Here is an 18,148-nt window from a genome sequence, read left to right on the forward strand (position 1 = left end):
GCGCGGCGTCCCGGCCATCCGCAGGCCGGATGTTGAGTGAGCGTTCACCCGCCGGTGACCTGGAACTTTCCGCTCCGACCGGCCTCCCCGCATGAAATGGGTATAGACCACTGACTTTGCGCCAAACCCCTGTCTCATTCACCCGCGAGCGCCAAGTGGTCTATACCTCTGATACTAGGGTGGGGTGGGTCACCCGATACCGGGATATGCACAGCCGTGGGGGGCTTTATGTCCGTGCGTCACTTACCGCAACCACCGTCCGATCAGGAGCTCTACTGGTACTTCGGGCCGCAGCGCCGCTGGGTACTGATCAGCTCCTCGCTCGCCTTCGTACTCACGGCGGCGACCATGCTCACCTTCGCCCTGCGCACACCGGCCCTCTGGGCCTTTCTCGCGGTGCTCTCCCTGAACGTCGTCGCGCTCGCGCTGTCGTCGGTCAACAGCCTGCGGGCCCGCCGGCTGACCCGGCGCTCGCACGAGGTGCTCGTCCACGCCTGGGACCCGCCCGAACTGCCCACCGTCGACCTCTACCTGCCGACCTGCGGGGAACCGCTCGACGTGCTGGAGAACGCCTACCGGGCGGTCGCCGCCCTGGACTGGCCGGACGCGCTGACCGTCTGGGTGCTGGACGACGCCGACAGCCCCGAGGTGGCCGCGCTGGCCGCCGCGTACGGCTTCCGTTACGTCGTCCGGCCCGACCGGGGCCATCTGAAGAAGGCGGGCAATCTCAACCACGCGCTCACCCTGAGCAGCGCCGAGCACATCGCCATCCTGGACGCCGACTTCGCGCCCAGGCCCGACTTCCTGCGCCATCTGGTGCCGTATCTGGCCGACCCCGGCGTCGGCATCGTGCAGAGCCCGCAGTGCTTCGACACCGACGAGACCATGGGGTGGATCCAGCGCGCGGCCGGTTCGGCGCAGGAGTGGTTCTTCCGCTGGATCCAGCCGTCCCGCGACGCGAGCGACGCGGCGATCTGCTGCGGGAGCAACGCCGTCTACCGGCGCAGCGCCATCGACCGGACCGGCGGCTTCGCCCGGCTCGACCACAGCGAGGACCTGTACACCGGACTCGCCCTGCACGCCGAGGGGTTCAGGACCCTGTACGTGCCGGTGCTGGTCGCCAAGGGCACCTCGCCGGACAACCTCGCCTCCTACCTCAACCAGCAGTACCGCTGGGCGATGGGCAACCTGCATCTGCTGAGCACCCCGGTCCTCAAGAAAATGGGCGCGCCCCGGCGGATGCGGCTGTGCTTCTACGAGGGGATCGTCGGCTATCTGACGACGGTGGTGAACACGTTCGCCGCGCCGCTGCCGCCGCTCGTGATGATGATCTGGTACCCGGACGACATCCGGCCCTGGCACGTGCTGCCGCTGCTCGCCCCGCTGTGGCTGTGGCACGTGCTGCTGCCGCAGGTCAGCCGGACCCGCTGGCGCGTCGAGGTGATCCGGGCCAACGTCCTGATGAGCGTCGCCGCCGGAGCCGCCGTCTGGCACACCCTGCGCGGGCGCAGCGCCGCCTGGGTGCCGACCGGGGCCGGCGGCGGCAGATCCGGCGCGCTGGCCCACCGGGTGGTGCTCGTCTCGCTCGGCTGGCTGGTCTGCTCCACCGCGGCGGCCGTCGCCGGGCTCGCCCTGGCCGTCGCCCGCAACGGCTGGGAGCCCAACTGGGGCCTCGGGCTCTATGTGCTGGTCCAGCTCCAGATCAACGTCCCGCTCGTACGGGACCTGCTCACCGAGCTGCGTCCGGCCGCCGGGCCCCGGCCCGCCCGCGCCCCGCGCGGTTCGCGCACCGCCGTCCTGCCCCGGCGCTGGCCGGAGGCGCTGGCGGTCACCGCCACCCTCGTACTCACCGCACTGCTCGCGTCCGGCTGGGTCAACCCCATGCTGCCCTGGCTGAGCTGAAAGGCCCTCACCCGCGATGCCCACTCCCGCCACCGCCACCCGGCGGCCCGGCCGTCCCACCTCCCTACCCGCATCCGCGTCCGCGCCCCGACCCGCCCACCGGACCCGATTCCGTCCCGACATCGAGGGGCTGCGCGCGTTCGCCGTGCTGGCCGTCCTCGCCTTCCACGCCTCCGTACCGGGACTGGCCGGCGGCTTCATCGGCGTGGACGTCTTCCTCGTCATATCCGGCTACCTGATCACCGGGCTCCTGGTCCGGGAAGCCGTCACCACCGGACGCGTCCGGCTGGGCGAGTTCTTCTCGCGCCGGGCCCGCCGGCTGCTGCCGTCCGCGGCCGTGGTGCTGGCCGCGGTCGCGGCGGCCGGTGCCTGGCTGACGGTGCCGCTGCGCCGTACGGACCTGGAAAACGATGTCGTAGCGGCAGCCCTGTCGGTGGCCAACTGGCGGTTCGTCCACCAGCGCACCGACTATCTGGCGGCCGGCCAGGACGAGAGCCCGCTGCTGCACTTCTGGTCGCTGGCGGTCGAGGAGCAGTTCTATCTGTGCTGGGGCCCGCTGCTCGCCCTGCTGGCCGCCCTCACCGCCCGCGCGGTGCGCCGGGGACGGGCCCTGCGGCCGGTGGCCGTCGCCGTCACCGCCGTGCTGACGCTGGTCTCCTTCGCCCTGGCGCTGCGCTGGACGGGCGACTCCGTCTCGCTGGCGTACCTCGGTACGCCGTCCAGGGTCTGGCAGTTCGGGGTCGGGGCGCTGCTGGCGCTGCTGCCCTGGCATCTGGTGCCGGGCCCGCGCGTGCTGCGGCTGCTGTGCGGCTGGGCGGGCGCGGGGGTGCTGGTGTGGTGCGTGCTGCGGTACGACGCCTCGACCCCGTACCCCGGATACGCGGCGCTCGCCCCGACCCTGGCGACGGCGGCGGTCCTGCTGGCGGGGGCGCCCGGCCGGGGCCCCGGTACGCCCTCGCGCTTCGGCGTCGGGCGGCTGCTGGGGCTGCGCGGACCCCGTGCGCTCGGGCGGCTGTCGTACACGCTGTACCTGTGGCACTGGCCGGTGCTCGTCCTGGCCGAGGCCCGCTACGGCACCCTGGACTGGCCGGTCCGGGTGGCGCTCACGGCCGCCGCCGTGCTGCCGGCCCTGGCGACCCGGCGCTGGATCGAGAAGCCACTGCGGCACAACCGTACGGTCTCCGAGCTGCCCCGGCGCGGTCTCGCGCTGGGCGTCGCGTCCGTCGTCATCCCGGTCGTCCTGGCCCTGGTGGTCGGCACCACCACGCTGCGGCTGCTCGGCCCGGCCACCCCGGTGGACATGAAGGGCCTGCCGCCCGGCGCGGTCACCGGCCCCACCCTGCTGGCCCGGACCGCCGGGGCGGCGGCTCCCGAGGGCCCTGTCGTGCCGAACCCGGTCCAGGCCCGCAAGAGCTTCCCGCCGGACGGGGAGTGCGAGGTGGCCCCGGCGGTGACGAGCAGCCCGCCCTGCCTGTTCGGGGCGGTGGACAGCCCCGACCGGGTCGTCCTGCTCGGCGACTCGCACGCCGGGCAGTGGTTCTCGCCGGTGCTCAGCCTGGCCGCCCGGCGCGGCTGGGCGCTCCAGGAGCTGGTGAAGCAGGGCTGCCCGCTGCCCGAGCTGTCGGTGGTGAACCCGCAGCTGGGGCGGACGTACCACGAGTGCGACACCTGGCGGAAGGACAGCCTGGAGCGGCTGGCCGAGGGGCCCAGGCCCCGGCTCGTCGTCATCTCCTCGCTGAACCGCTACACCGATGACGAGCGCGCGCTGCTCAGGGGCTGGGAGCGGACGCTGAAGCCGCTGCGGGCGCTCGGGGTGCCGATCGTGTACATCGAGGACACCCCGATCCCCGGCCGCGACGTCCCCGCCTGCGTCTCCGGCCACCTCACGGACCCGGAGGCCTGTGCCTTCGACCGGAAGAAGTCCCGGTGGCCCGATCCGCTGGCGCGGAAGGCGGCGGCCGGCTCGCTGCCGGGGGTGCGGACGGTCTCGGTGAACCCGGTGCTGTGCCCGGCCGCCGGTCCGACGTGCCCGGCGGTCCTGGACCGGGTGCTGCTCTACCGCGACGACACCCATCTGACCGATGTGGCCGCCGTGGTGCTGGCCCCCCGCCTCGAACGGCTCCTCACCGAAGCCGCTGGCCCGGACGGCGGCCAGGACGCCGGCGGTGGCGAGGACGGCGGCGGGGCGTCCCGCGAGGGCTGGACGACCCTGCTGGACGAGAGGTTCGACGGCCCGGCGGGCAGCCGCCCGGCGGCCTCCCGGTGGCTGTACGACAAGGGCACCTGCTATCCGGGCTGCCCGGCCGCGCAGTGGGGCACGGGCGAGATCGAGACCATGACGGACTCCGCGGACAACGTCCGGCTGGACGGCGAGGGGGCCCTGGAGATCGTGCCCACGCGCCGCGACGGGCGGTGGTACTCGGGCCGCATCGAGTCCCGGCGCTCCGACTTCGCGCCGCCGCCCGGAGGGGTGCTGCGCATCGAGGCGTCGATCGCCCTGCCGGACGTGTCGGGCGCGGCAGCCGCGGGCTACTGGCCGGCGTTCTGGACGATGGGCGCCAAACTGCGCGACGGGTACACCGGCTGGCCGGCCACCGGCGAGATCGACGTCATGGAGTCCGTCAACGGGCGCGACGCGGTCTTCGGCACCCTGCACTGCGGGACCCTGGACGGCGGCCCCTGCCGGGAGCCGGTGGGGCTCACCTCGCCCCGGCAGAAGTGCGCGGGCTGCCGCGGCGCGTTCCGCACGTACGCCGTGGAGGTCGACGCCACACCCGGCGCCGAGGAGATCCGCTGGTACCTGGACGACCGGGTGTACCACCGGGTGAAGGCGTCCACGACGGGCCGCGAGGCCTGGGACGAGGCGCTGTCGCGCGGCCAGTTCCTGATCCTGAACGTGGCGATGGGCGGAGCGCTCCCGGCCGCCGACGGCGGTACGCCGGGCCCCGCGACGGAACCGGGCCACCCGATGCGGGTCGACCGGGTCACCGTGTCCACCAGGGAGGGTGCCTCCTAGGCGGGCCGCCCCGCCGCCGCGAAGGCGCCCCGGGCCAGTCGGTGCAGCAGTGCGGCGGTCTCCGCACGCCCCGGCAGGGCACCGGGGCGTCCCAGGTGCGGGGTGGAGTTGAGGAGGCCGAAGACGGCGTGGACGGTGGCGCGGGCCTCGTGCTCGGGGAGGTCCGGGTAGAGGTCGCGGACGACGGTGACCCACACCTCGACGTACTGCCGCTGGAGCCGGCGCACCCGCTTGCGGTCGGTGTCCCGCAGGCGGTCCAGCTCGCGGTCGTGCAGGGTGATCAGGGGGCGGTCGTCGAGGGCGAAGTCGATGTGGCCCTCGATGAGCGCGTCCAGCAGTGCCTCCGGCGATCCGTCGCCGGAGGCGGCGTCCTCCGACACCCGGAGCTTCCCGCCGGTCAGCAGGCGTTCGCTGATGCCGACGAGCAGCTCGGCGAGCATCGCGTCCTTGCCGGGGAAGTGCCGGTAGAGACCGGGGCCGCTGATGCCGACGGCGGCCCCTATCTCGTCGACGCCGACACCGTGGAAGCCGCGCTCGGCGAAGAGGCGGGCGGCCTCCCGGAGGATCTGCTCGCGGCGGGTGGGGGCCGCGACGCGGGCGGCGGCATGGGTGCTCATGAGCAGCCATTCTAGACAGGCGGGTTAGCGCTCGTTAACCTGTAGCAACGTTAACGCTCATTAACAAGGTGGCGTGGACGCTCAGGAACACCGCGGTACGGGCAAGGGGGCTCGACAGGATGCAGCAGGCACCGGTGCTGGCGAGCGCGGCCGATCCCGCCTCGGAGGCTTGGCAGGCCAACGAGGCGGCGCATCACGCGCTCACGGACGAGCTGCGCAAGCGGCTCGCCACGGCCAGGCTGGGCGGGGGTGAGAGGTCCCGCGCCCGGCACGTGGCGCGCGGCAAACTGCTGCCCCGCGATCGGGTGGACACCCTGCTCGACCCCGGCTCGCCCTTTCTGGAGCTGGCCCCGCTGGCGGCCGAGGGGCTGTACGGGGGCGCCGCGCCGGCCGCCGGGGTGATCGCCGGGATCGGCCGGGTCAGCGGGCGCGAGTGCGTGATCGTCGCCAACGACGCCACGGTCAAGGGCGGCACGTACTACCCGATGACCGTGAAGAAGCATCTGCGGGCCCAGGAGGTGGCGCTGGAGAACCGGCTCCCCTGTCTGTACCTGGTCGACTCGGGCGGTGCCTTCCTGCCGCTCCAGGACGAGGTCTTCCCCGACCGGGAGCACTTCGGCCGGATCTTCTACAACCAGGCCCGGATGTCCGGCGCCGGCATCCCGCAGATCGCGGCGGTGCTCGGCTCGTGCACGGCGGGCGGGGCGTACGTCCCGGCGATGAGCGACGAGGCCGTCATCGTCCGCGGCCAGGGGACGATCTTCCTGGGCGGCCCGCCGCTGGTGAAGGCCGCCACCGGCGAGGTGGTCACGGCCGAGGAGCTGGGCGGCGGCGAGGTGCACTCGCGTACGTCGGGCGTCACCGACCACCTCGCGGAGGACGACGCGCACGCGCTCCGCATCGTGCGGAACATCGTGGCGACGCTGCCGGACCGGGCCCCGCTGCCCTGGTCGGTGCGGCCGGTCGAGGAGCCGAAGGTGGACCCGGCCGGGCTGTACGGCGCGGTCCCCGTCGACTCGCGCACCCCGTACGACGTGCGCGAGGTGATCGCGCGGGTGGTGGACGGCTCCCGGTTCGCCGAGTTCAAGGCGGAGTACGGCCAGACGCTGATCACCGGCTTCGCCCACATCCACGGCCACCCGGTCGGGATCGTCGCCAACAACGGCATCCTGTTCTCCGAGTCCGCCCAGAAGGGCGCGCACTTCATCGAGCTGTGCGACCAGCGCGGCATCCCGCTGCTGTTCCTGCAGAACATCTCGGGCTTCATGGTCGGCCGGGACTACGAGGCCGGCGGCATCGCCAAGCACGGCGCGAAGATGGTCACCGCCGTCGCCTGCGCCCGGGTCCCGAAGCTCACCGTGGTGGTCGGCGGCTCCTACGGGGCGGGCAACTACTCCATGTGCGGCCGCGCCTACAGCCCCCGGTTCCTGTGGATGTGGCCGAACGCCAAGATCTCGGTCATGGGCGGCGAGCAGGCCGCCTCCGTCCTCGCCACGGTCAAGCGCGACCAGCTGGGCGACGACTGGAGCGCCGAGGACGAGGAGGCGTTCAAGGCGCCGATCCGCGAGCAGTACGAGACCCAGGGCAACGCCTACTACGCCACGGCCCGGCTCTGGGACGACGGGGTGATCGACCCGCTGGAGACCCGCCAGGTGCTGGGCCTCGCCCTGACCGCGTGCGCCAACGCCCCGTTGGGCGACGCCGGCTTCGGCGTCTTCCGGATGTGAGGAAGAGATGACGATGTTCGACACGGTCCTCGTCGCCAACCGGGGCGAGATCGCGGTCCGGGTCATCCGGACCCTGCGCGAGCTGGGCGTGCGCTCGGTCGCCGTCTTCAGCGACGCGGACGCCGACGCGCGGCACGTACGGGAGGCCGACACGGCGGTACGGATCGGCCCCGCGCCCGCCTCGGCGAGCTATCTGAGCGCGGACCGGCTCCTGGAGGCGGCCCGCCGCACCGGCGCGCAGGCCGTCCACCCCGGCTACGGCTTCCTCGCGGAGAACGCCGCGTTCGCCCGGGCGTGCACGGAGGCCGGGCTGGTCTTCATCGGGCCGCCCGCCGCCGCGATCTCGCTGATGGGCGACAAGATCCGGGCCAAGGAGACGGTCGCGGCGGCCGGCGTCCCGGTGGTGCCCGGTTCCTCCGGCAGCGGGCTGAGCGACGAGGCGCTGGCTCAGGCGGCGGCCGGGATCGGCATGCCGGTGCTGCTCAAGCCCTCGGCCGGCGGCGGCGGCAAGGGCATGCGGCTCGTCCGGGACGCGGCGCTGCTCGCGGACGAGATCGCGGCGGCGAGGCGCGAGGCCCGCGCCTCCTTCGGCGACGACACCCTGCTGGTGGAGCGGTGGATCGACCGGCCGCGCCACATCGAGATCCAGGTACTGGCCGACGCCCACGGCAATGTGATGCACCTGGGCGAGCGCGAGTGCTCCCTCCAGCGCCGCCACCAGAAGATCATCGAGGAGGCCCCGTCCGTCCTGCTGGACGAGGCGACGCGCGCCTCGATGGGCGAGGCGGCCGTGCAGGCGGCCCGCTCCTGCGGGTACGTCGGGGCGGGCACGGTGGAGTTCATCGTGCCGGGCAACGACCCGTCCTCGTACTACTTCATGGAGATGAACACCCGGCTCCAGGTCGAGCACCCGGTCACCGAGCTGGTCACCGGCCTGGACCTGGTCGAGTGGCAGCTGCGGGTCGCGGCCGGTGAGCCGCTGCCGTACGGCCAGGACGACATCACGCTCACCGGGCACGCCGTGGAGGCCCGGATCTGCGCCGAGGACCCGGCGCGCGGCTTTCTGCCCTCCGGCGGCACCGTGCTGGCGCTCCACGAGCCGCAGGGCGGCGGGGTGCGCACCGACTCGGGGCTCGGCGAGGGCGGCGAGGTCGGCAGCCTGTACGACCCGATGCTGTCCAAGGTCATCGCGTACGGCCCCGACCGGGCGACCGCCCTGCGCCGGCTGCGGGTGGCCCTGGCGGACACGGTCGTCCTGGGCGTCCCGACCAACGCGGGCTTCCTGCGCCGGCTGCTCGCCCATCCTGCGGTGGTGGCGGGCGAGCTGGACACCGGTCTGGTGGAGCGCGAGGTGGATGGGCTGGTGCCGGACGGCGTGCCGGAGGAGGTGTACGCGGCCGCCGCGCTGCTGCGGCAGCACACCGCGTCCGCCGCGGCCCGCCCGGCCGCCGGCGCCTGGGCCGACCCGTTCTCGGCGGGGAACGGCTGGCGGCTGGGCGGCACCCCGGCCCGGACGGTGTACGACTTCCACATTCCCGGCCACGACCCGGTCCAGGTGAGCCTGCGCCCGTGCGGCGGCGGGGACACCGAGCTGACGTTCGGCCATGTCGGCGAGGGCCCGACGCCGCCCGCCCCGGAGTCGGGCGCCTGCGGGCCGCTCGGGCCGCTGCCGGGCACCGCGGAGAAGGCCAGGACGCTGTCGGTCGGCGCCGGCCGCATCGCGCTGGAACTGGCCGGGGTCACGCATGTGTTCGCGTACGCCGTCTCCCCGGAGGGCCACTGGCTCGGCCGGGACGGCGACAGCTGGCACGTCCGGGACCACGACCCGGTCGAGGCGTCGCTGACCGGCGCCGCCCGCTCCGGCGCCGACACACTGGCCGCGCCCATGCCCGGCACGGTGACCGTGGTGAAGGTGGCCGTCGGGGACGAGGTCGTCGCCGGGCAGAGCCTGCTGGTGGTGGAGGCGATGAAGATGGAGCACGTCATCTCCGCGCCGCACGCCGGCACCGTCACCGCGCTCGACGTCACCGCGGGCACCGCGGTGGCCATGGACCAGGTGCTGGCCGTCGTCGCGCCGGCCGACACCGCCGGGGAGGACGCATGACGACCACCGACCGCGCCCTGCCGATGACCGTCCCCGCCGACGGGCTGCCCGCCCGCGTCCGCATCCACGAGGTCGGCGCCCGCGACGGGCTGCAGAACGAGAAGACGACCGTCCCGACCGCGATGAAGGCGGAGTTCATCCGCCGGCTCGCGGTCGCCGGGCTGACCACGATCGAGGCGACGAGCTTCGTGCATCCCAAGTGGGTGCCCCAGCTCGCCGACGCCGAGGAGCTGTACCCGCTGCTCGGCGACATCGCGGACGTGGGCGACGTGACGCTGCCGGTCCTCGTGCCGAACGAACGCGGGCTGGACCGGGCGCTGGCGCTGGGCGCCCGCTCGATCGCGGTGTTCGGCTCGGCCACGGAGACGTTCGCGCGGCGCAACCTCAACCGGACGGTCGACGAGTCGCTGGCCATGTTCGCGCCCGTGGTGGCGCGCGCCAGGGCGGACGCGGTGCGGGTGCGCGGCTATCTGTCGATGTGCTTCGGCGACCCGTGGGAGGGCGCGGTGCCCGTGCCGCAGGTCGTCCGGGTCGCGAAGGCGCTGATGGACCTCGGCTGCGACGAGCTGTCCCTCGGCGACACCATCGGGGTCGCCACCCCCGGCCATGTGCAGGCCCTGCTCACCGGGCTGAACGAGGCCGGTGTGCCCACCGACGCGATCGGGGTGCACTTCCACGACACGTACGGGCAGGCCCTGTCCAACACCCTGGCCGCGCTGCGGCACGGCGTGTCCGTGGTGGACGCGTCGGCCGGCGGCCTCGGCGGCTGCCCGTACGCGAAGAGCGCGACCGGAAACCTGGCCACCGAGGATCTCGTGTGGATGCTCGACGGCCTCGGCATCGAGACCGGGGTCGATCTCGGCGAGCTGACCGCCACCAGCGTGTGGCTCGCCGAACACCTGGGCCGACCCAGCCCTTCCCGCACCGTCCGCGCACTCGCGGCACAGTGACATCCCACAAGGAGAACGTCCCCATGTCCCTGGACCACCGGCTGACCGCCGAGCACGAGGAACTGCGGCGCACCGTCGAGGAGTTCGCGCACGACGTCGTCGCCCCGAAGATCGGCGACTTCTACGAGCGGCACGAGTTCCCGTACGAGATCGTGCGCGAGATGGGGCGGATGGGCCTGTTCGGGCTGCCGTTCCCGGAGGAGTACGGCGGGATGGGCGGCGACTACCTCGCGCTCGGCATCGCCCTGGAGGAGCTGGCCCGCGTCGACTCCTCGGTGGCGATCACGCTGGAGGCCGGGGTGTCGCTGGGCGCGATGCCGGTGTACCGCTTCGGCACCGAGGAGCAGAAGCGGCGCTGGCTGCCGAAGCTGTGCTCGGGCGAGGCGCTGGGCGCGTTCGGCCTGACCGAGCCGGACGGCGGTTCGGACGCGGGCGGCACCCGTACGACCGCCGTGCGCGACGACGCCACCGGCGAGTGGGTGATCAACGGCTCCAAGTGCTTCATCACCAACTCCGGTACGGACATCACCGAGTTGGTGACGGTGACGGCGGTGACCGGCCGCAAGGAGAACGGCGCCCCGCTGATCTCGTCCATCATCGTCCCGTCCGGCACCCCCGGCTTCACGGTGGCCGCCCCCTACTCCAAGGTCGGCTGGAACGCCTCGGACACCCGCGAGCTGTCCTTCTCCGACGTCCGCGTTCCGCTGGAGAACCTGCTGGGCGAGGAGGGCCGGGGCTACGCGCAGTTCCTGCGCATCCTGGACGAGGGCCGCATCGCCATCGCGGCGCTCTCGACGGGCCTGGCGCAGGGCTGTGTGGACGAGTCGGTGAAGTACGCCGCCGAGCGGCACGCGTTCGGGAAGCCGATCGGAGCCAACCAGGCGATCCAGTTCAAGATCGCGGACATGGAGATGCGCGCGCACATGGCCCGCATCGGCTGGCGGGACGCGGCGTCCCGGCTGCTGGCGGACGAGCCGTTCAAGAAGGAGGCGGCGATCGCCAAGCTGTACTCCTCGACCGTGGCCGTGGACAACGCCCGCGAGGCGACCCAGATCCACGGCGGCTACGGCTTCATGAACGAGTACCCGGTGGCCAGGATGTGGCGGGACTCCAAGATCCTGGAGATCGGCGAGGGCACCAGCGAGGTGCAGCGCATGCTGATCGCCCGCGAACTCGGCCTCCAGGCCTGACGGACGGACAGACGGCGGGACGGACGGGCGGAGAGGCGGACCGGCCGGACGGAGAGGTGGACCGGCGGGCGGACCGCAAGGCAGGTTAGGCTAACCTTCCTTTAACGTGTCACCCGCCGGTCTTCGGCGCGTACGAAAGCGGATTCCGTCATGAGCACCTCACGCGTGTCCCGTCCCACCCGCCGCGGCCTGCTGGCCATGGGAGGCGCCGTCGGCCTCGGCGCCGTGCTCGCGGCCTGCGGCGGTGACGGCGACGCGAAGGACTCCGCCGCCGCCGAGTCCAAGGGCGGGAACACCGGGCCGTGGAAGTTCGAGGACGACCGGGGCAAGGTCGCCGAGGCCAAGTCCGTCCCGAAGAACATCGTCGCCTTCACCGGGGTCGCCGCCGCCCTGCACGACTACGGCATCGAGGTGAAGGCGGTCTTCGGGCCGACGAAGACCAAGGACGGCAAGCCCGATGTGCAGGCCGGCGACCTGGACATCGACAAGGTGGAGATCCTGGGCAACGTCTGGGGCGAGTTCAACGTCGAGAAGTACGCGGAGCTCGGCCCCGAGCTGCTGGTCACGGCGATGTGGGAGAAGGACGCCCTCTGGTACGTGCCGGACCAGTCCAAGGACAAGATCCTCCAGCTGGCCCCGAGCGTCGCCCTGTGGGCCGCCGAGACCACCGTCCCCAAGGCCATCCAGCGCCACGAGGACCTGGCGGCCTCGCTCGGCGCCGATGTGAAGTCGGCGGCGGTCACCGAGGCGAAGACCCGCTTCGAGAAGGCCGCCGCCCGGCTGCGCGCCGCCGCGAAGTCCAAGCCGGAGATCAGGGTCATGGTCGGCTCGGCCAGCCAGGACCTGTTCTACGTCTCGCTCGCCAAGATGTCCGCCGACACCCTGTACTTCCAGGAGCTGGGCGTGAGGTTCGTCGAGCCCAAGGTGAACGCGGCGGGCTTCTTCGAGGAGCTGAGCTGGGAGAACGTCGGCAAGTACGACGCCGACATCATCATGATGGACAACCGCTCCTCGGCGCTTCAGCCCGAGGCGCTGACCGCCAAGCCGACCTGGAACCAGCTGCCCGCCGTCAAGGCCGGCCAGGTGATCCCCCGCACCACCGAGCCGATCTACAGCTACGACAAGTGCGCGCCGATCCTGGAGGACCTGGCGAAGGCCATCGAGAACGCCAAGAAGGTCGCCTGACCCACCGAGGCCGTCCGGCGGTCCGGGACACATCGCCCCGGACCGCCGGACGCCGCCGTTCCGGTCCCCGTCTCAGCCCCCGGTCGTCTCCGAGGCCGGCCACGGCACCTGCGGCGAGCGGTAGTAGTCGATGCCCTGGGCGGTGAACCGCTCCCCGAGCCCGGCGAGCCGCACCTTGTACGTGTCCCAGTCGTGCGTCGAGGCCGGCGACCAGCCCAGCTCCGCGGCGCCGGGCAGCCGGGGGAACGCCATCGCGTCGAGGTCGTCGCTGTCGTCCAGCGTCTCCGTCCACATCGGCGCCTCGACGCCGAGCACGGCGTCCGCCGGGGCGCCGGTGAGGTAGGTCGCCGGGTCCCAGTCGTAGGAGCGCCGGACCTCGACCAGACCGGCCCACTTGAGACCCAGTTCGGTCTCGTCGTTGTACTTCATGTCGAGGTAGATCCGGTCCGCCGGGGAGAGCACCAGCCTGGTGCCGTTCTTCGCCGCGTCCACCACCTGCTGCCGGTCCGCCGCGCTGGTCCGGTCGTAGCCCCAGTACTGCGCGACCGCGCCCTTGACCGGGTCCGCCCCGGTCAGCTGGTGCCAGCCCATCACGGTCTTCCCGTACGCGCCGACGACCGCCTGGGCGCGGTCCATGATCTCGGTGTAGTCCTCGTGACTGGTGGAGTGCGCCTCGTCGCCGCCGATGTGGAGGTAGCGGCCGGGCGTGAGCGCGGCCACCTCGCGGACGACGTCGTCGATGAAGTCGTACGTCACGTCCTTGCCCGCGCACAGGGAGCTGAACCCGACCTTGATGCCGGTGTAGAGCGGCGGCGCGACCCCGTCGCAGTTCAGCTCGGCGTACGAGGCGAGGGCGGCGTTGGTGTGGCCGGGCAGGTCGATCTCCGGGACGACCTCCAGATAGCGGGACGCCGCGTACCGGACGATCTCCTTGTACTGGGCCTTGGTGTAGTACCCGCCGGGCCCGCCGCCGACCTCGGTGGAGCCGCCGTACGTGGCCAGCTTCGGCCAGGAGTCCACGGCGATGCGCCAGCCCTGGTCGTCGGAGAGGTGGAGGTGGAAGGTGTTGATCTTGTACTGCGCGACCTGGTCGATGTAGCGCTTGACCTCGTCCACCGAGAAGAAGTGGCGCGAGACGTCGAGCATCGCGCCCCGGTACGCGTAGCGCGGGGTGTCGGTGATCGTGCCGCCGGAGACCCGCCAGGGGCCCTTCTGCGGACTGTCGCGCTCCACCCGTGCCGGGAACAGCTGACGCAGCGTCTGGACGCCGTGGAAGAGCCCTGCGGCCTTCCGGGCGGTGATGGTGACGGAGCGGCTCGTGGCGGTGAGGGTGTAGCCCTCCGCGCCGAGGCCGCCGGCGCGCGGGTCGATCCTGAGCCGGATGCCGTCGGCGGCGTCCCGGTCCGTGACCGGCAGGGCGAACCCGGTGGAGGGGCGCAGCACGTCCGCGAGGTAGTCGCCGATCCGGCGGGCGTCGCCGGAGGACGGGGTGGTCCGGATGCTGGTGGACGGGGTGAGGAGATACGGTTCGCCGCCGGGCCTGACCGAGGCCGGGGCGGGCACCACCTGGCCCAGCGGTCTCAGGGCCCGGGCGGCCGCGTCGGAGTCCGCGGCGGACGCCTCGGGGGCGACGCACGCGCTGGAGAGGCCGGCCGCCGCGACGAGCAGCAGCGAGCCGAGCAGTCGGGGAAGGGCACTGAGCCGGGCCGTGTGCAGTCTCACAAGCCTGGTCCCTTTCTTCGGGGGGTCACTCTGCCGGTTCCTTCGCGATCGCTGCCGGGGCCGTCGCCCCCGGCACCGTCGCCATGCGTACCGCGCGCCTTACGGCTGGTCAAGGTGTAGACCACTTCCCGGCGTTGGTCACCCAGGCGCCTCGGGGGCGTTTTGCGCCGTATGCGGGACTTCACCCCGTTGGCTCCGACCACTACCGCGCGAGCCCCTTCCCGAGCCCCCGAATCACCCCCGCGCAATCCACCCAAGTCAGAGAAAAGAGGACCACTAGCCCCATCCCCTGCCCGAAATCGGGCAGGATTGTTGCGCTCGACCCCCGTCCGCAGCAATATCGACGGGTGCTCGAACGCCGCTCGTCGTACGACGACCTCATTGACCACGTGGTGCGCAGCACCGCGCTCCCCCGCGGTGAAGCCGCGCGGGTGATCCTCGACGTCCTGGCGTACTTCGACGAGACGACCGAAGTCTTCGTGCGCCGCCGCCACCGCGAACTGCAGGCGGGCGGACTGGTGAACGCGGAGATCTTCGAGCGGATCGCGGCCGAACTGCCGCACCGCGCGGTCGCGCCGCCGGAGCTCTCGCTCCGCCAGCTGCGCCGCATCGTCTACGGCTGAGGCCGCCTCCCGGCCGGGTACCCCTTACTTCACGACGGAGGACAGAACTCTTCATGTGCGGAATCGTCGGATACATCGGAAAGCGTGACGTGGCCCCGCTGCTGCTGGAGGGCCTGCAGCGGCTGGAGTACCGCGGTTACGACTCCGCCGGCATCGTGATCACCGGAAAGCCCGCGGCCGGGAAGCCCGCCGCGCTGAAGTCGGTCAAGGCCAAGGGCCGGGTCCGCGAGCTGGAGTCCCGGGTGCCCAAGCGCTTCGCCGGGACGACCGGGATCGCCCACACCCGCTGGGCCACCCACGGCGCCCCCAGCGACGAGAACGCCCACCCGCACCTGGACGCCTCGGGCCGGGTCGCCGTCGTGCACAACGGGATCATCGACAACGCCGCCGAACTGCGCGCCCGGCTGACCGCCGAGGGCGTCGTGTTCCTCTCCGAGACCGACACCGAGGTGCTGGTCCACCTGATCGCCCGCTCGCAGGCCGCGACGCTGGAGGAGAAGGTCCGCGAGGCGCTGCGCTCCGTCGAGGGCACCTACGGCATCGCCGTCCTGCACGCCGACTTCCACGACCGCATCGTGGTGGCCCGCAACGGCTCGCCGGTCGTCCTCGGCATCGGCGAGAAGGAGATGTTCGTCGCCTCCGACGTCGCCGCCCTGGTCGCCCACACCCGCCAGGTAGTCACCCTCGACGACGGCGAGATGGCCACCCTCAAGGCCGACGACTTCCGCACGTACACCACGGAGGGCTCGACCACGACGGCCACGCCGACCACCGTGGAGTGGGAGGCCGAGTCGTACGACATGGGCGGCCACGACACGTACATGCACAAGGAGATCTCCGAACAGGCGGACGCCGTCGACCGGGTGCTGCGCGGCCGGATCGACGACCGGTTCTCCACGGTGCACCTGGGCGGCCTCAACCTGGACGCCCGCGAGGCGCGCGGGGTCCGCCGCATCAAGATCCTGGGCTGCGGCACCTCGTACCACGCGGGCCAGATCGGCGCCCAGCTGATCGAGGAGCTGGCCCGCATCCCCGCGGACGCCGAGCCCGCCTCAGAGTTCCGCTACCGCAACCCGGTCGTGGACCCCGACACGCTGTACGTCGCGGTGTCCCAGTCCGGCGAGACGTACGACGTGCTGGCGGCCGTCCAGGAGCTGAAGCGCAAGGGCGCGCGGGTGCTGGGCGTGGTCAACGTGGTCGGTTCGGCGATCGCCCGCGAGGCGGACGGCGGTACGTATGTGCACGCCGGGCCCGAGGTCTGCGTGGTCTCCACCAAGTGCTTCACCAACACCGTGGTGGCCTTCGCGCTGCTCGCCCTGCACCTGGGCCGCATCCGGGACCTGTCGGTGGCGGACGGCAAGCGGATCATCGACGGCCTGCGCAGGCTGCCCGCCCAGATCAGCGAGATCCTGGCGGGCGAGGACGAGATCAAGCGGCTGGCCGCCGAGTACGCGGACGCGAAGTCGATGATGTTCATCGGGCGCGTGCGCGGCTATCCGGTGGCCCGCGAGGCGTCGCTGAAGCTCAAGGAGGTCTCGTACATCCACGCCGAGGCGTACCCGGCCTCCGAGCTGAAGCACGGTCCGCTGGCGCTGATCGAGCCCGCGATGCCGACCGTGGCCATCGTGCCGGACGACGACCTGCTGGAGAAGAACCGCGCCGCGATGGAGGAGATCAAGGCCCGCAGCGGCCGCATCCTCGCCGTGGCCCACCAGGTCCAGGAGAAGGCCGACCACACCATCGTCGTGCCGAAGAACGAGAACGAGCTGGACCCGATCCTGATGGGCATCCCGCTCCAGCTCTTCGCGTACCACACGGCGCTGGCCATGGGCCGGGACATCGACAAGCCGCGCAACCTGGCGAAGTCCGTCACCGTCGAGTAGGCGGGCCCGCGTCGCGCGGAGCGGCCCCGCGGTCACGGGAGGTGACGGCGGGGCCGCTTCCGGTTGCGCGGAGGTGGCGCGAACGCGCCGGCGGCGCCGTCACGGGCCGCGTCCGGGGCGTCACGGGATGACGACGACGGGCCGCTGCGCGCGGCGGGCCAACCGGCCGGCCACCGAGCCGAAGAGCTTGCCGACCAGGCCGTGCGTGGAGCCCACGACGATCGCGTCGGCCGAGTACTCCCGGCCGACCTCCTCCAGTTCGTGGCAGATGTCGCCGCCGCGCTCCACGAGCACCCAGGGCACCTCGGCGAGGTAGTCCGCGCAGGCCAGTTCCAGGCCGAGCACCTCGGTGCGGTGGTCCGGGACGTCCACGAAGACGGGGGGCTCGCAGCCCGCCCAGACGGTGGTCGGCAGCCGGTTGGCGACATGCACGATGATCAGCCCGGAGCCCGTCCGGCGGGACATGCCGATCGCGTAGGCGAGGGCCCGCTCGCTGGAGGTCGAGCCGTCGAAGCCGACGACGACCCCATGCCGGAAGGCGGGATCGCAGGGACGGCGCTCTTGTTCGGCCGCCAGCGGGTCCGACACGGGGTCGGCTACCTGCTTGCGGTCCGCGGGTTCGGGGATTTCGTGACCGGCCATCGGTGTCTCGGCGAAGAGAGTCCTCGTGAGGAGAGCGACGTGGAAGGTGCGTCAGCGGGCGGTGTCGTGGTGTCCGGGAATCATCTTCCCAACCCCTTACCCCCAAGGGTACGGCCCCATTCCTCCATTGCCCGCACCGTGCACGGCGCATGCGGCGTTTTCCGGAGCATGCCCGAGACCGGGCCCGTCTGGCAATGCCGGTTGCCCCGTACACAGACGTACCGGCCACCGCCCGGTCCCCTTCCGGCGCCCGGCGCGAGCGGCTCCGGGAGGCCGGTACGGGCGTCGCCCCGGCGTACCGGAACCCACCCTTCCGGGGGAGCCGGGCGGATGCGGCGTGCCGTCCGGAACCGACCGCGCGGATTGCCGGCGGCCGTGGCCGGTGAACGGTATCCGGCGGCCCCCCTCCGGCCGTCGCGCCGCCGGGCGCGTCGGACCCGCCCGATGCCCGCCCCGCCCAGCGAGGGGGCGCACGGGGGCGCACAGGCACCTCGGGTCGTGCGCCGGTAGAACGACTGATTTCCGCACACGCGACCGTACATTTTCAGCCAACTTCTGGGACCGGTCCATTCCTTGTCGAAATGGCC

12 protein-coding genes are annotated in these 18,148 nt (G+C 72.5%); 9 read left to right on the forward strand and 3 right to left on the reverse strand.

Annotated features, from left to right (window positions below):
- Positions 1-228 precede the first annotated feature (228 nt).
- Positions 229-1,902 (forward strand): glycosyltransferase family 2 protein, encoded by a 1,674-nt coding sequence (locus OG710_RS09050; RefSeq protein WP_330238856.1) that lies wholly within the window; start codon positions 229-231, stop codon positions 1,900-1,902.
- Positions 1,903-1,918: 16 nt separating this feature from the next.
- Positions 1,919-4,918 carry an acyltransferase family protein gene (locus OG710_RS09055; RefSeq protein ID WP_330238857.1) on the forward strand — a complete coding sequence of 1,000 codons (3,000 nt, stop codon included), beginning with the start codon at positions 1,919-1,921 and terminating at the stop codon, positions 4,916-4,918.
- Here the strand turns inward: OG710_RS09055 and OG710_RS09060 are convergent.
- Complete coding sequence (locus OG710_RS09060; RefSeq protein ID WP_330238858.1) at positions 4,915-5,535, reverse strand: SACE_7040 family transcriptional regulator; 621 nt, start codon at positions 5,533-5,535, stop codon at positions 4,915-4,917. The two genes, OG710_RS09055 and OG710_RS09060, sit on opposite strands and share 4 nt — an antisense overlap.
- 119 nt (positions 5,536-5,654) lie before the next feature.
- Between OG710_RS09060 and OG710_RS09065 the strand changes: the two genes are divergently transcribed.
- The 5 genes from OG710_RS09065 to OG710_RS09085 all read left to right on the forward strand — a co-directional run bounded on the left by OG710_RS09065 (position 5,655) and on the right by OG710_RS09085 (position 12,691).
- Entirely contained in the window at positions 5,655-7,262 is a 1,608-nt protein-coding gene (locus OG710_RS09065) for a carboxyl transferase domain-containing protein (protein ID WP_330238859.1), read from the forward strand.
- Positions 7,263-7,275: 13 nt separating this feature from the next.
- Complete coding sequence (locus OG710_RS09070) at positions 7,276-9,366, forward strand: ATP-binding protein (RefSeq protein WP_443064321.1); 2,091 nt, start codon at positions 7,276-7,278, stop codon at positions 9,364-9,366.
- Positions 9,363-10,316: a hydroxymethylglutaryl-CoA lyase gene (locus tag OG710_RS09075; protein ID WP_330238861.1), complete on the forward strand. Its 954-nt coding sequence runs from the start codon at positions 9,363-9,365 to the stop codon at positions 10,314-10,316. The genes OG710_RS09070 and OG710_RS09075 overlap by 4 nt, the downstream gene beginning before the upstream one ends.
- 23 nt (positions 10,317-10,339) lie before the next feature.
- Positions 10,340-11,506, forward strand: coding sequence for an acyl-CoA dehydrogenase family protein (locus OG710_RS09080; RefSeq protein ID WP_330238862.1), 1,167 nt, complete (start codon positions 10,340-10,342; stop codon positions 11,504-11,506).
- Between the two features lie 198 nt (positions 11,507-11,704).
- Positions 11,705-12,691: an ABC transporter substrate-binding protein gene (locus OG710_RS09085; RefSeq protein ID WP_443064322.1), complete on the forward strand. Its 987-nt coding sequence runs from the start codon at positions 11,705-11,707 to the stop codon at positions 12,689-12,691.
- Between the two features lie 72 nt (positions 12,692-12,763).
- On the opposite strand, the gene OG710_RS09090 is transcribed toward OG710_RS09085, so the two are convergent.
- On the reverse strand, positions 12,764-14,413 hold the full coding sequence (locus OG710_RS09090; RefSeq protein WP_330238864.1) for a beta-N-acetylhexosaminidase: 1,650 nt from the start codon (positions 14,411-14,413) through the stop codon (positions 12,764-12,766).
- 347 nt (positions 14,414-14,760) lie between these two features.
- On the opposite strand from OG710_RS09090, the gene OG710_RS09095 reads away from it, so the two are divergent.
- Together OG710_RS09095 and glmS are read left to right on the forward strand one after the other, a co-directional pair.
- Positions 14,761-15,036, forward strand: coding sequence for a hypothetical protein (locus tag OG710_RS09095; protein WP_111331378.1), 276 nt, complete (start codon positions 14,761-14,763; stop codon positions 15,034-15,036).
- Between the two features lie 53 nt (positions 15,037-15,089).
- On the forward strand, positions 15,090-16,919 hold the full coding sequence (gene glmS, locus OG710_RS09100) for a glutamine--fructose-6-phosphate transaminase (isomerizing) (RefSeq protein ID WP_330238865.1): 1,830 nt from the start codon (positions 15,090-15,092) through the stop codon (positions 16,917-16,919).
- Between the two features lie 120 nt (positions 16,920-17,039).
- Here glmS and OG710_RS09105 read toward each other — a convergent pair whose 3' ends face one another.
- Positions 17,040-17,561: a universal stress protein gene (locus OG710_RS09105; protein ID WP_239223135.1), complete on the reverse strand. Its 522-nt coding sequence runs from the start codon at positions 17,559-17,561 to the stop codon at positions 17,040-17,042.
- Positions 17,562-18,148 lie beyond the last annotated feature (587 nt).

The organism is Streptomyces sp. NBC_00525, assembly GCF_036346595.1.
Taxonomy (GTDB): Bacteria; Actinomycetota; Actinomycetes; order Streptomycetales; family Streptomycetaceae; genus Streptomyces.